This is a genomic window from Serratia sp. TMDUHS_CL (genome assembly GCF_037137105.1).
Lineage (GTDB): Bacteria > Pseudomonadota > Gammaproteobacteria > Enterobacterales > Enterobacteriaceae > Serratia > Serratia nevei.
Map to the genome: position 1 here is coordinate 24,172 of NZ_JBBBDV010000015.1, position 12,028 is coordinate 36,199.

Genomic DNA, 12,028 nt, shown 5'->3' on the forward strand with positions numbered 1-12,028 from the left:
ATAATGAAACCAGATTGAGGTGTGCAATGAGCGACAAACTGCTGGATCCCTCCTGTGCGGTGCTGGGGCGCCTGCCGGCCCCCTTGGTGCTGCTGTTGGCCGCCGCCAGCGCCTTCAGCGTGGCCAACGTTTACTATGCGCAGCCGCTGCTGGACGCTATCGCCCATGATTTTTCCATCAGCCTGGCGGCGGTCGGCATGGTGATCACCGTGACCCAACTGGGCTGTGCGCTGGCGCTGCTGTTGGTGGTGCCGTTGGGGGATCGGCTGAACCGGCATCGGTTGCTGGCGGGGCAACAGCTGGGGCTGATCGGCGCGCTGCTATTGGTGGGCTGGGCGCACAGCGCGCCCTGGCTGCTGGTAGGGATGTTGCTGGTAGGCTTATTGGGCACCGCCATGACGCAGGGGCTGATCGCTTACGCCGCAGCCCTGGCGGCGCCGCAGGAGCGCGGGCGGGTGGTTGGTGCGGCGCAGGGCGGAGTGGTGCTGGGATTGCTGCTGGCGCGCACCCTGTCCGGCGCGCTGGCGGACGTCGGCGGCTGGCGCACGGTGTATTTCTTCTCTGCCGGGGTGACGCTGGTATTGCTGCCGATCTTGTCGCGCCTGCTGCCTGCGCCGCGCACCGCTCCCAGTACGCTGAGCTATCCCGCGCTGCTGCGTTCGATGCTGAGCCTGTTGCTGCATGACCGCACGCTGCAAATTCGCGGCATGTTGGCGCTGCTGATGTTCGGCGCTTTCAGCCTCTTTTGGAGTTCGCTGGTGTTGCCGCTGAGCCAGGCACCGTTCAACTTCACCCATGCCGCGGTGGGGGCGTTCGGCCTGGTCGGCGCGGTGGGCGCACTGGCGGCGGTGCGCGCCGGGCATCTGGCGGATCGCGGGCTGGGGCAGGCGGCCAGCGGCGTGTGTCTGCTGCTGTTGACGCTGGCCTGGCTGCCGCTCGGTTTGCTCGGCAGCGGCCTGGTTTGGCTGGTGGCGGGCATCGTGCTGCTGGATCTGGCGGGGCAGGCGATCCACGTGCTGAACCAGAGCATGATCTTCAGCGCGCACCCGCAGTCGCACAGCCGGCTGGTGGGCTGCTACATGCTGTTTTACGCCGTCGGCAGCGGGCTGGGTGCCTTTGCCGGCACCCATATGTACGCCTGGGCGGGCTGGAGCGGCGTCTGCTGGCTGGGGGCAGGCGTCAGCCTGAGCGCGCTGCTGTTTTGGCGGCTGACGCTGCGCGGGATGCCGCCCTCATCGACGGCGGTGGAGCAGTGAAAGCTGGAAGCCCAGCGCACCGCACAACTGCTGAGGCGCGGTGAAGCCGCTTTCCGCCAAGAGGAGACGGCTGCGCGCCGCCGCCATCGGGTGCCAGTTGCGGCGGGTGCGTTCGATCACCTCCTGCGCCTGCGCCGCCGAGTGCCCGGCGCTTTGCAGCCAATGTTGGTAGTGGCTGACGGGCAGACCCTCCGGCTGATAGTCGAACAGCAGCAGCAGTGCTGCGGGGGAGAGGCGCTGCGCCAACTGCTGCAGGAAATCCAGTTTGGCGCCATCGTCGGCGATAAAGTGCAGCACCAATGAGCACACCGCCGCGTCGTGGCGGGTTTGCGGCGCTTGTTGCAGCAAGGTGGGCTGGAAGCTCACCCGTTGTGCGTAACCCGCGGCTTCGGCCTTGGCGCGCGCGGCCGCCAGCATGCCGGCGGAGGGTTCCACGGCGCTGAAACGCCAGCTGGCGTTGGCGGCGGCCAGCGCCTCCAGTTCACTGCCGGTGCCGCAGCCGGCCAGCAACAGCGTGGCGTCATTCGGCAGCGTCTGTGCGAGCGTCGCCGTCAGCAGCGCCTGGGCAAACTGATAGCCGGGCACCAGGGTCAGAATACGGCGATCGTAGTCCGCCGCTGCGGCATCGGGGAAGCGTGTATCCGTTTGGTGTTGCATAACCTTCCTTGCCAAGTTCATTGAGAGAGACAAGGAAGGTTATGCTTAAATGATAATGAAATCCATTATCATTAATGAGTTCTGTGACGGGAAAGGCGGCGTTAGCGGGCCGGCGAATGCATCAGGTAATAATCTTCTTCGCCGTCGTTGCCGGTAGAGATGATGCGCCAGCCGTGTTTGCGGTAGAACGCCAGCGCCTTTTCATTCTTCACCAGGCATTTCAGCGAGCCGGTGGCGGTGAAGGTAGCTTCCGCCGCCTGCAGCAGCGCACTGCCGACGCCGCGCGGCGGCTGATGGGGATCGACATACAGGTTATGAATGAAGTTGTCTTCGCGGTAGACGGAGACGAATCCCAGCAGCACGCCGCCGTCTTCCGCCACCCAAATCGCTTCGCCCAGCGTCGCGCCGTCGAAATCTTCCAACTGATAGTTTGAGGTATCGCGCCAGCCGAACGCCGCCTTGCGCGACGCCAGGTACAGCGTGCGCAGGAAGGGGCGATCGGTCTCTTGATAGGGTCTTATCTGCATGGCATCTCCCGGTGGTTTGTGCTCACTATAGCGCATTGCGCGGCGTATGCCTGCCGAGCCAATTTATTCGCTTGTTTGTCCGCGCCGCCGCTGGCATGATCCCCTGCAGGGATTAACGCAACGTTGATCACAACCTATTGATTTTCATGACTCGGGGTGCCCTTCTACGTGAAGGCTGAGAAATACCCGTATTACCTGATCTGGATAATGCCAGCGTAGGGAAGTCACGGCCGCCCAGCCGGCGCCGCCTTCTTGAACGCCGGTTGGGAGGAATATGATCGCTCGACCTGATGCACTACCCGGCGCGCGCGCCGCGGCCTGTCTGACCCAATTCCAACAGCGGCCTCCGCTGATCCACTGCCTGACCAACGAAGTGGTGCAATCGCTGACCGCCAACGTGCTATTGGCGCTCGGCGCCTCCCCGGCGATGGTGGTGGAGCCGCAAGAGGCGGCGCAGTTCAGCGCGCTGGCCGATGGCCTGCTGATCAACGTCGGTACCCTCAATGCGCTGCGCGCCGAATCGATGCGGGCGGCGGTGGCCGCCGCCAATCGGGCCGGCAAGCCCTGGACGCTGGATCCGGTGGCGGTCGGCGCGCTCTCCTACCGCACCGCCTTTGCTAAACAGCTGCTGGACGAGAAACCGGCGGCGATACGCGGCAACGCCTCGGAAATCATGGCGCTCAGCGGGTTGCTGGCCAGCGGCCGCGGGGTTGACAGCGGCGACGATTCGCTGGCGGCCTTGCCCGCCGCGCGTGAGCTGGCGCAGCGCAGCGGCGCGGTGGTGGCGGTCACCGGCGCGGTGGATTACGTCACCGACGGCCAACGCGATTGGGCGATCGAAGGCGGTTCCCCACTGATGACGCGGGTGGTGGGCACCGGCTGCGCGCTGTCGGCGGTCGTGGCGGCGTTTTGCGGCCTGCCGGGCGATCGCCTGGACAACGTGGCGACCGCCTGCCGGGTGATGTCCCACTGCGGCGGCCTCGCGGCCAGGCACGCCGGCGGGCCGGGCAGTTTTACGCCGGCGTTCCTCGACGCCCTGTATCAGCTGCGCGGGGAGGATCTGTGATGAAACGTATTAACGCCCTGACCATCGCCGGCACCGATCCCAGCGGCGGCGCCGGTATTCAGGCCGATTTGAAGGCCTTCTCGGCGCTCGGCGCCTACGGCACCTCGGTGATCACCGCGCTGGTGGCGCAGAATACCCGCGGCGTGCAGTCGGTGTATTACATCGATCCGGCGTTCGTCGCCGCGCAGCTGGACTCGGTGTTCAGCGACGTGCGCATCGACAGCGTCAAGATCGGCATGCTGGCCAACGCCGACATCGTGCAGGCGGTGGCCGAGCGGCTGCGCCATTACCGGCCGGAGTTCGTGGTGCTGGACACCGTGATGCTGGCGAAAAGCGGCGATCCGTTGCTGGCGCCGGAGGCGGTGGCGTCTATTCGGCGCGAGCTGTTGCCGCTGGTGTCGATCATTACGCCGAACCTGCCGGAAGCGGCGGCGCTGCTGGCGTGCGCGCCGGCGGAAGATGAAGCGCAGATGCGCGAGCAGGGGCGGGCGCTGCTCGCGATGGGCTGCCGGGCGGTGCTGATGAAGGGCGGCCACCTGAGCGAAAGCGAGAGCCCGGACTGGCTGTTTACCGCAGAAGGCGAGCAGCGCTTTACCGCGCCGCGCGTTGCCACCCGCCACACCCACGGCACCGGTTGCACGCTCTCGGCCGCGCTGGCGGCGCTGCGCCCGCGCCATGCCGACTGGGCGGCGACGGTAGCCGCCGCCAAGGACTATCTGCAACAAGCGCTGCAACAGGCGGACACGCTGGAGGTGGGGCACGGCATCGGGCCGGTGCATCATTTCCATGCCTGGTGGTGAGTCAACTTTTTGCCGCAACCGTGGTCTGACTAGTTCAGGCCCGGTTTTATGGGCGAAACCTGATTTAACCTAGGGAGAAGGACTATGGCGGGACACCAGGCGCTGCGTTGCGCCCTCTTCGGCGCACTGCTCAGCTTCAGCGCGGGCAGCTTTGCCCAGCAGATCGTCACCACGTCGGATTTGATTCAGCAGCCGGGGTATCAGGCCAGCTGGCAAAACATGGTGAAAGGCCAGGCGCGGATGCCGGGCTGGGCGCGTAAGGGCGTCGGCACCTCAACGCCGGCGCAGAATCTGAACTGGAAGGGCAAAGAGTATCTGGTCGGCAACCTGTGCAAGCCGCACGACTGCGGCAACAACTTTTTGATCGTGGCGTTCAGCGCGGACAAATCCCAGGCCTGGGGCGTGCGGGTGGCAGTGGAAGATCGGCCGGAAGCCGTCGATCATCCGAAGAAGTATGCCAAGTACCAGTGGCTCGGCAAGCCGAATGACGACATGAAGGCGCTGCTGAAGCAGCAGTTCGAGAACAATCCTGATTGGAAATGATCAGACCGGGGGCGCCGGTGATGGCGCCCCCGGCGTTGATCAGCCGATGCCGGCCTGATGCAGATCGTGCAGGTTGAGCGCCCCCACCAGCACGCCGTCCATATCGACCACCGGGGCCGCGCTGATGTGCTGTTCGTGCAGCGCTTCCAGCGCCTCGCCGGCGCGCCACTGCTCCGGCAGCCGATAGCCGGGGCGGGTGATCGCCGGGCTGAGCGGATCCTGCAGGCTGTTGCCCTTCACCAGCCAGCGGCGCAGGTCGCCGTCGGTAAACACGCCCACCACCCGCTGCTGCGCGTCGCAGACCGCCACTAACCCGAGCCCGGTGCGGCTCAGCTCCAGCATCGCTTCCATCACGTTGGCGCTTTCGCTCACGCGCGGCAGGCGATCGCCGGTGCGCATCAGGTGATGCACGCGGTTCAACAGGCGAGCCCCCAGGCTGCCGCCAGGGTGCGAGCGGGCGAAATCTTCCGCGTTGAAACCGCGCTGGCGCATCAGCGCCATCGCCAGAGCATCGCCCATCATCAGCGTGTTGACCGCGCTGGAGGTCGGCGCCAGCCCCATCGGGCAGGCTTCGCGCTCGACGCCGATATCCAACACGCAGGCCGCGGCCTGCGCCAGCGGCGACTCTTTGCCGCCGGTGATGGCGATCACCGGAATGCTGTTCTCCGCCAGCAGCGGCAGGATCAGATCCAGCTCTTTGGCGCGGCCGGAGTAGGAGATAAACACCACCACGTCGTCGGCGCCGATCATGCCGAGATCGCCGTGCAGCGCTTCCGCCGGGTGCACGAAGAACGACGGCGTGCCGGTGCTGGCCAGCGAGGCGGCGATTTTCTTGCCGATGTGGCCGGATTTGCCGATGCCGGAAATCACCGCTTTGCCACGGCAGTTCAGCAGCAGTTCGCAGGCGCAGACGAAGTTGTCGTCCAGGCGCGCCAGCAGGCGTTGCGCTTCGGTCAGCTCGATCTCCAGCGTTTCGCGGGCGAAGGCGAGCAGGGCGTTGGCGTTACTCATCGGGGTCTCCTACCAGAAGGATATTGATGCCTTTCGCCTGCAGGGCGGCGAGGTAATCGGGGTTGATGTCTCTGTCGGTGATCAGCGTGTCGACGGCGCTGAGTTCGCACACCACGTTCGGGCTCTTGCGGCCGAATTTCGAGGAGTCTACCAACAGAATAATGCGGCCGGCGGCTTCGCACATCGCTTTGCTGACGTTGTGCACTTCGTTAAAGGTGGTGACGCCGGCGTTGAGATCGACGCCGTCCGCGCCGATAAACAGTTTGTCGAAGCTGAACTGCTGAAACGCCGATTCGGCCAGGCTGCCGTGGAACGAGGCCGATTTTTTGCGGTAGGTGCCGCCGGGCATCAGGATGGTCTGATCGTTGTCCAGCTCCACCAGCGCGTTGACGATGGTCAGGCTGTTGGTCATCACCGTGATGTTATTGAACTGCGCCAGGTGCGGCACCATCTGCAGCACCGTGCTGCCGGCATCGAAGATCAGCGAGTCGCCGTCGGCGATCAGCGCCACGGCGGCGCTGGCAATGTGGCGTTTTTTCTCGGTATTGATATGGGTTTTGCGGTCGATCGGCTGATCGCCGTCGTCGCGGCTGAGCACCACGCCGCCGTAGGTGCGGATCACCTCGCCTTCTTCTTCCAGCAGGGTGAGATCCTTGCGGATGGTGGTGCCGGTGGTGGAGAAATGCTCGGCCAGGGCGTCCACTGCCGTTTTGCCATGCCGCTGCAGATATTCAAGGATAGCGGCCTGCCGCTGCTTTGGTTTCATCGCGATTCCCGTTCACAAGAGTTGGGCATTTCCCCTCGCTGAATAATTCACTATGAAAGGTAATGTCTTTTAATGTGAAAATATCACGATTTGGGTTCAATCGCTAACGATAGTGCAGACTGGCATGCGCGATCCTCGGGGAAGATCACATCCGGGCGCAAATCCCGCTGATGCAAACCGTGCAATCGAGGCAGCGGGCGGGGCCGGGCGAAAACGGTCAGGCCGCGCAGCAACAGACTGCCGCACACCCGCCGATCGGCGTCGAAGGCCAGCGCCAGCACCACTCGCGGGCGGAAGCGGCCGCCGGAACGGCCGACGCCGACGGCGCCCAGCCGGCACAGGCCGTCGAAGGCGCGGTTGAAGCGCTGCAGTTGCCACCAGCCGAAGGCGATTTGCAGCAGCCAGGCCAGCAGCGCGAAGGCGATCAGAGCTTGAGTCATGGGGTTCTCCTTAGGCCCCCTTCCGCGGAAGGGGGGCGTCGATGGCGTCAGAACATCACCTGGCCGCCGGTGATGTTGATCGATTGGCCGGTGCAGTAAGAGGCCTTGTCGCTGGCATAGAACAGCAGGGTGTTCAGCACGTCCTGGTAGTCGCAGCCGCGCTTCAGCGGCACTTTGTCGATGTAGTACTGTTCCACCTGGTCCGGCGCGATGCCCAGTTTTTGCGCGTACTGCGGCAGCAGCGACTGGAACATCGGCGACTTCAGCAGGTTGCCGAGCATCAGCGAATGCACGGTAATGCCGTACTCCGCCAGATCGAGCGCCAGCGACTGCGTCAGCCCCACGCCGCCGAACTTGGCGGCGCTGTAGCCGGAGTTGTGCTTGCTGCCGACCTTGCCGGACTTGGAGTTGATCTGAATGATGCGCCCGGCGATGCCGTCGCGGATCATCAGGCGCGAGAACTCGCGGGCGCAGAGGAAATAACCCACCAGGTTCACCTGCAGCGAGCGATCAAAGTCGCCCAGCGGGAAATCGGTGATCGGCGCCGCCTTGGCGATGCCGGCGCTGTACACCAGCAGGTTGGCCTGGCCGAACGCCCGGTCAACCGCCGCCGCCAGCGCGATCACGCTCTGCTCGTCGGTGGCGTCGGCCTGAAAACCGCAGGCGCTGCCTGCGCCAAACGCTTCGTTGATCTGCTGTGCCACCTGATTGGCATTGTCGGCGTTCAGATCGGCCACCGCCACCCGATAGCCGGCCTGCGCCAGCCCGCGGGACAAAAAGGCGCCTAACGTTTGGCCGCCGCCAATCACTACAGCTACTTCAGACATGGTCTACTCCTTATGCGATAAATGACAGCGTGCTGCCCAACGGGATATCGGTCGGCGTCGGGCCGGATACGTGGATCGAGCCGGGGAATTCGGCTTCGGCTTCACCGTCGAAGCGCACGGTGATGTGGCCCAGCTCGCGCAGGTTCTGTGTGGCAACGCTGCCGACGGCGGTGATGGCGTAGCGCCGCTGCGCCAGCTCCATCACGCCGCCGACCTGCAGCTCACCGGCGGTCGCACCGTGGCGGTGGATGAAGCAGAACTCTTCGATATCCGCCGGCGCGCCTTCACGGAAGGTGATCAGCATGTTGTCCAGCAACGCGTCGCGGGCGCAGCCACCGATCTGCGTGATGGTGGTGTGAAAAATGGTGTGCATAAACGTCTCCCTGGAAATCAGCTTATTGATAAATGAAGGCCGAGGCGGCCCAGGCGATCAACACCGTCGGCGCGCCGGTCAGGAAGCGGCCGACCAGCACCGAGGGCACGCCGACCCGCACGGTGTCCTGTTTGGCTTCCGCCAGCGACAGGCCGACCGGAATGAAGTCGCAGGCGGCCTGCGCGTTGATGGCGAACAGCGCGGGCAGCGCCAGCTGCGGCGGAATATGGCCGAGGCCGATCTGCACCCCGACCAGCACGCCGATCACCTGGGCGATAACCGCGCCGGGGCCGAGGAACGGCGACAGCAGCGGGAATGAGCAGATCAGCGCCAGCGTCACCAGGCCGATCGGGCTGTTGGCGAGCGGCGTCAGGCCGTGAGCGATAAAGTCCCCGAGGCCGGAGGCCATGATGATGCCGATCAAGGCCGAGACGAACGCCATAAACGGCAGGATGGTCTTCAGCACGGTGTCGATGGTGTCGCGCCCGGCCTGGAAGAACACCGCCACCACCGATCCCATGCCCATGCCGACCTTCGCCAGCAGCCCGTCGCTTTGCTCGGTGATCTTCTTGCTGGTGTCGTAGTCGCGCGCCTTGGGTGGCGCTGCAACGGCGGCGGGTTGGCTATCTGCCGCTTCGATTCGGCTGATGTTGTGGTCGCGCACGCCGGAGACATAGATGTCTTCGAGGATAAACTGCGCCAGCGGACCGGACTGGCCGGTGGCGTGGATGTTGACCGTCGGAATGCGGCGTTTCGGGTACAGGCCGCAGCGCAGGGTGCCGCCGCAGTCGATCACCGCCACGCCGATCTCTTCCGCCGGCGGCTCGCCCTCTTTGAAACCGTCGACGGCCGGCCAGCCGGTCAATTCGCTGAGGCGATCGACGATCGAAGGCCGGGTGCCGGCGGTGATGTACACCACTTTCTTGCCGGGTTCTATCGGCAGCTCCAGGGGGCCACCCCAGCCGCTGGCGCCTTTTTCAATACGGATATAAGCACTCATGCTGCACTCCACGAATTAAAGTTGCACCTGGCGATCCAGACGGATGCCCATCTTGCGTTCGAACAGGCTGGTGGTCAGATCGGTGACCCAGCCGCGGAAGAAGTTGGTGAACAGCCCCACCAGGAAATAGCTCACCGCCAGCGGGCCGAGCGGCAGGCCGAGGGTGGTCAGGCCGCTGGCGATGCCGAGGTAAACGAACAGCTCGCCGGGGTTGATGTGTGGGAACAGGCCGTTCATCGAGTGGCAGCTGTAGGAGGCCGCCGCGTAGTAGCTCGGCTTGTATTTCTCCGGCATGAAGCGCCCCAGGCTGAGGGTCATCGGATTGCAGAAGACAAAGGTGCCGATCAGCGGCAGCAGCAGATAACGCGAGACGGGGTTGCCCGCGCAGCGCTGCGCCAATCGTTCGATACGTTCCTGGCCAACAAATTTGATCAGCGCGTTCATGATAACCAACAGGCTGATCAACAAAGGTAAAATGCCGGTCACCATGCCGACAAACACTTCACCGCCTTTCTGAAACAGGCCGATAAACCACTCGGCGCCGTGGGTGATTAGCTCAATCATTATGTTCTCCTGTAATGGACTGATATGGCCTGGAGCGAACGGCGGCTCTGTCGCCATGGGCCTTACAGTAGTCACTTTGTTGGGCTATTTGTTTTAAATAGATCACATTTTGAAAGATAAATATTTTATTTTGAAAGTTTAAAATGAAAGAAAAAGAAGGTCTGTGGCATGAGGGGGAGAAAGCGGGCACAAAAAAGCCCGGCTAGCCGGGCTTTGGGACAGGTGGTCCGTCACATCAGGCGATGGTGACCTTCTTGTCCAGGTAGGCGTCTTGCACAGCGTTGATCAGCGCCACGCCGTCTTTCATCGATTTCTTGAACGCCTTGCGCCCCAGGATCAGGCCCATGCCGCCGGCGCGTTTGTTGATCACCGCGGTGCGCACCGATTCCTGCAGGTCGTTCTCGCCGGCGGCGCCGCCGGAGTTGATCAGCCCGGCGCGGCCCATGTAGCAGTTGGCCAGCTGGTAGCGCACCAGATCGATCGGATGATCGGTGGTCAGCTTGGTGTAGACGCGATCGTCGGTATAGCCGAATTTCACCGCGCGGTAGCCGCCGTTGTTTTCCGCCATTTTCTGTTTGACGATGTCGGCGCCGATGGTGGCGGCGATGTGGTTGGCCTGGCCGGTCAGATCGGCGCTGGAGTGGTAGTCCACGCCATCCTTGTTGAACGCCGGATTGCGCAGATAGGCCCACAACACGGTGACCATGCCCAGCTCATGCGCGCGCTCGAAGGCGATCGAGATCTCTTCGATCTGGCGGCGCGACTGCTCGGAGCCGAAGTAAATGGTGGCACCGACCGCCACCGCGCCCATGTTGAACGCCTGCTCGACGCTGGCGTACAGGGTCTGGTCGTACTGGGTCGGGTAACTCAGCGTTTCGTTGTGGTTGAGTTTGACCAGGAACGGGATCTTGTGCGCGTAGCGGCGCGATACCGACGCTAGCACGCCGTAAGTGGAGGCGACGCAGTTACAGCCGGCTTCAATCGCCAGCTCGACGATGTTCTTCGGATCGAAATACAGCGGGTTGGCGGCGAACGAGGCGGCGGCGGAGTGCTCGATGCCCTGATCGACCGGCAGGATCGACAGGTAGCCGGTGCCGGCCAGGCGGCCGTGGTTGAACAGGGTTTGCATCGAACGCAGCACGCTGTTGGGACGGTTGTTATCGATCATTACGCGGTCGACGAAGTCGGCGCCCGGCAGGTAGAGATTCTCGGCGGGGATAGTGGTACAGCGGTGTTGCAGCAGATCTTCCGCTTCCTTTCCTAGCAACTGCACAATATCAGTCATGATTCACTCCCGATTAAGCTTCTTCATACACCGGCAATGCAAGGGTTTTTGACCACCGGCGAAGTAAAAAAGCGGTGATTGAAGCTGTAAAGCGATACTACCGAACTTGATCCGGCAAGGACAAACAATAGATGCGATTGAGAGGAAATGCCATTGGCGAGGCCAAATACGCGGGGACGATCGCCCCCGGCGCGCTAAGCGATTGATTATTCGATCTCGAACCACTCGGTGTTCTGCAGGGCGATCGGGGTGATGGAGTAGATCATCTCCTGCAGGTGATCGTGGATGGCGCGCTCCGCCGCCTCGGCATCGCGCGCTTTCAGCGCCTCGTAGATGCGGTAGTGCTGCTTGATCAGGCTCTCCGGCGGCGAGACTTCGCTCAGGCTGAGGAAACGCACCCGATCCATGGTGGCCTTGATGGTTTCGATGGTCTCCCATGCCAGCGGGCAGTCGGCGAACTGGGTCAGCAGCTGGTGGAATTCGTCGTCCAGCGCCAGAAACTCGCGCGTCTGCCCGTTCTGCGCCGCCAGCGCCTGACGGTGCAGGTTATGCTCCAGCGTCATCAGCTGCGCCGCGGTGGCGCGCTCCGCTGCACGGCGCACGATGGCGCATTCCACCGCCTGACGAATAAAGCGCCCGTCGGCCACGCGCTTGGCGGAGATTTTCATCACGAAAGTGCCGCGCTGCGGCAGGATCTGCACCAGGCCGGCCTCCGCCAGCTTGATGAAGGCTTCGCGCACCGGCTGGCGCGAAACGCAAAAGCGCGTGGAAATCTCTTTCTCGGACAACAGGGTGCCGGGGGGGATGGTGCAGTCGACGATATCCTTGCGCAGGAAGCGATAGATCTGCTGGTTGACCGGGACGTTGTTGGTGAGACTGTACGTTTCAGACATGGCGACAATCAGGCATCTGG

15 protein-coding genes and 1 riboswitch are annotated in these 12,028 nt (G+C 63.6%); of the genes, 4 read left to right on the forward strand and 11 right to left on the reverse strand.

Annotated elements, in window-relative coordinates; genetic code table 11:
• Positions 1-26: 26 nt before the first annotated feature.
• The gene (locus tag WCL58_RS21975; protein ID WP_336851603.1) at positions 27-1,256 is read left to right on the forward strand and encodes an MFS transporter; all 1,230 of its coding nucleotides are present in this window, start codon (positions 27-29) and stop codon (positions 1,254-1,256) included.
• On the opposite strand, the gene WCL58_RS21980 is transcribed toward WCL58_RS21975, so the two are convergent.
• Complete coding sequence (locus tag WCL58_RS21980; protein ID WP_336851604.1) at positions 1,233-1,913, reverse strand: class I SAM-dependent methyltransferase; 681 nt, start codon at positions 1,911-1,913, stop codon at positions 1,233-1,235. The genes WCL58_RS21975 and WCL58_RS21980 overlap by 24 nt on opposite strands.
• Before the next feature lie 101 nt (positions 1,914-2,014).
• Entirely contained in the window at positions 2,015-2,440 is a 426-nt protein-coding gene (locus WCL58_RS21985) for a GNAT family N-acetyltransferase (RefSeq protein WP_060424902.1), read from the reverse strand.
• Between the two features lie 142 nt (positions 2,441-2,582).
• A riboswitch (TPP riboswitch) is annotated at positions 2,583-2,679 on the forward strand.
• Between the two features lie 35 nt (positions 2,680-2,714).
• Between WCL58_RS21985 and thiM the strand changes: the two genes are divergently transcribed.
• The 3 genes from thiM (at position 2,715) to WCL58_RS22000 (ending at position 4,849) form a co-directional block, all read left to right on the forward strand.
• On the forward strand, positions 2,715-3,506 hold the full coding sequence (gene thiM / locus WCL58_RS21990; protein ID WP_336851605.1) for a hydroxyethylthiazole kinase: 792 nt from the start codon (positions 2,715-2,717) through the stop codon (positions 3,504-3,506).
• Positions 3,506-4,306: a bifunctional hydroxymethylpyrimidine kinase/phosphomethylpyrimidine kinase gene (thiD, locus tag WCL58_RS21995; protein WP_033648851.1), complete on the forward strand. Its 801-nt coding sequence runs from the start codon at positions 3,506-3,508 to the stop codon at positions 4,304-4,306. The genes thiM and thiD overlap by 1 nt, the downstream gene beginning before the upstream one ends.
• Positions 4,307-4,390: 84 nt before the next feature.
• Entirely contained in the window at positions 4,391-4,849 is a 459-nt protein-coding gene (locus WCL58_RS22000; protein ID WP_336851606.1) for an inhibitor of vertebrate lysozyme family protein, read from the forward strand.
• A 39-nt stretch (positions 4,850-4,888) separates the two neighbouring features.
• On the opposite strand, the gene gutQ is transcribed toward WCL58_RS22000, so the two are convergent.
• From gutQ to WCL58_RS22045, 9 genes are all read right to left on the reverse strand, one after another.
• Positions 4,889-5,860, reverse strand: a complete 972-nt coding sequence (gene gutQ / locus WCL58_RS22005; protein ID WP_336851607.1) for an arabinose-5-phosphate isomerase GutQ — start codon at positions 5,858-5,860, stop codon at positions 4,889-4,891.
• On the reverse strand, positions 5,853-6,626 hold the full coding sequence (srlR, locus tag WCL58_RS22010) for a glucitol operon DNA-binding transcriptional repressor SrlR (RefSeq protein WP_033635559.1): 774 nt from the start codon (positions 6,624-6,626) through the stop codon (positions 5,853-5,855). The genes gutQ and srlR overlap by 8 nt, the downstream gene beginning before the upstream one ends.
• An 83-nt stretch (positions 6,627-6,709) precedes the next feature.
• Positions 6,710-7,066: a transcriptional regulator GutM gene (gutM, locus tag WCL58_RS22015; RefSeq protein WP_033648849.1), complete on the reverse strand. Its 357-nt coding sequence runs from the start codon at positions 7,064-7,066 to the stop codon at positions 6,710-6,712.
• Positions 7,067-7,113: 47 nt separating this feature from the next.
• Positions 7,114-7,893, reverse strand: coding sequence for a sorbitol-6-phosphate dehydrogenase (gene srlD, locus WCL58_RS22020; protein WP_197757167.1), 780 nt, complete (start codon positions 7,891-7,893; stop codon positions 7,114-7,116).
• A gap of 10 nt (positions 7,894-7,903) precedes the next feature.
• Entirely contained in the window at positions 7,904-8,266 is a 363-nt protein-coding gene (gene srlB, locus WCL58_RS22025; RefSeq protein ID WP_021504438.1) for a PTS glucitol/sorbitol transporter subunit IIA, read from the reverse strand.
• Positions 8,267-8,288: 22 nt separating this feature from the next.
• Positions 8,289-9,266: a PTS glucitol/sorbitol transporter subunit IIB gene (srlE, locus tag WCL58_RS22030; RefSeq protein ID WP_102984283.1), complete on the reverse strand. Its 978-nt coding sequence runs from the start codon at positions 9,264-9,266 to the stop codon at positions 8,289-8,291.
• Between the two features lie 15 nt (positions 9,267-9,281).
• Positions 9,282-9,830 carry a PTS glucitol/sorbitol transporter subunit IIC gene (gene srlA / locus WCL58_RS22035; protein WP_004941528.1) on the reverse strand — a complete coding sequence of 183 codons (549 nt, stop codon included), beginning with the start codon at positions 9,828-9,830 and terminating at the stop codon, positions 9,282-9,284.
• A 235-nt stretch (positions 9,831-10,065) separates the two neighbouring features.
• Positions 10,066-11,115: a class I fructose-bisphosphate aldolase gene (gene fbaB / locus WCL58_RS22040; RefSeq protein ID WP_033644067.1), complete on the reverse strand. Its 1,050-nt coding sequence runs from the start codon at positions 11,113-11,115 to the stop codon at positions 10,066-10,068.
• Positions 11,116-11,321: 206 nt separating this feature from the next.
• Positions 11,322-12,008, reverse strand: a complete 687-nt coding sequence (locus WCL58_RS22045) for a GntR family transcriptional regulator (RefSeq protein ID WP_060441145.1) — start codon at positions 12,006-12,008, stop codon at positions 11,322-11,324.
• Between the last annotated feature and the right edge of the window lie 20 nt (positions 12,009-12,028).

Coding starts and splice junctions, on each gene's coding strand:
- gutM (WP_033648849.1), bottom strand. CDS start 7,066: ATGACTCAAGCTCTGATCGCCTTCGCGCTGCTGGCCTGGCTGCTGCAA.
- srlD (WP_197757167.1), bottom strand. CDS start 7,893: ATGTCTGAAGTAGCTGTAGTGATTGGCGGCGGCCAAACGTTAGGCGCC.
- WCL58_RS22045 (WP_060441145.1), bottom strand. CDS start 12,008: ATGTCTGAAACGTACAGTCTCACCAACAACGTCCCGGTCAACCAGCAG.
- gutQ (WP_336851607.1), bottom strand. CDS start 5,860: ATGAGTAACGCCAACGCCCTGCTCGCCTTCGCCCGCGAAACGCTGGAG.
- fbaB (WP_033644067.1), bottom strand. CDS start 11,115: ATGACTGATATTGTGCAGTTGCTAGGAAAGGAAGCGGAAGATCTGCTG.
- srlB (WP_021504438.1), bottom strand. CDS start 8,266: ATGCACACCATTTTTCACACCACCATCACGCAGATCGGTGGCTGCGCC.
- srlE (WP_102984283.1), bottom strand. CDS start 9,266: ATGAGTGCTTATATCCGTATTGAAAAAGGCGCCAGCGGCTGGGGTGGC.
- WCL58_RS21980 (WP_336851604.1), bottom strand. CDS start 1,913: ATGCAACACCAAACGGATACACGCTTCCCCGATGCCGCAGCGGCGGAC.
- thiM (WP_336851605.1), top strand. CDS start 2,715: ATGATCGCTCGACCTGATGCACTACCCGGCGCGCGCGCCGCGGCCTGT.
- WCL58_RS21975 (WP_336851603.1), top strand. CDS start 27: ATGAGCGACAAACTGCTGGATCCCTCCTGTGCGGTGCTGGGGCGCCTG.
- WCL58_RS22000 (WP_336851606.1), top strand. CDS start 4,391: ATGGCGGGACACCAGGCGCTGCGTTGCGCCCTCTTCGGCGCACTGCTC.
- srlA (WP_004941528.1), bottom strand. CDS start 9,830: ATGATTGAGCTAATCACCCACGGCGCCGAGTGGTTTATCGGCCTGTTT.
- thiD (WP_033648851.1), top strand. CDS start 3,506: ATGAAACGTATTAACGCCCTGACCATCGCCGGCACCGATCCCAGCGGC.
- srlR (WP_033635559.1), bottom strand. CDS start 6,626: ATGAAACCAAAGCAGCGGCAGGCCGCTATCCTTGAATATCTGCAGCGG.
- WCL58_RS21985 (WP_060424902.1), bottom strand. CDS start 2,440: ATGCAGATAAGACCCTATCAAGAGACCGATCGCCCCTTCCTGCGCACG.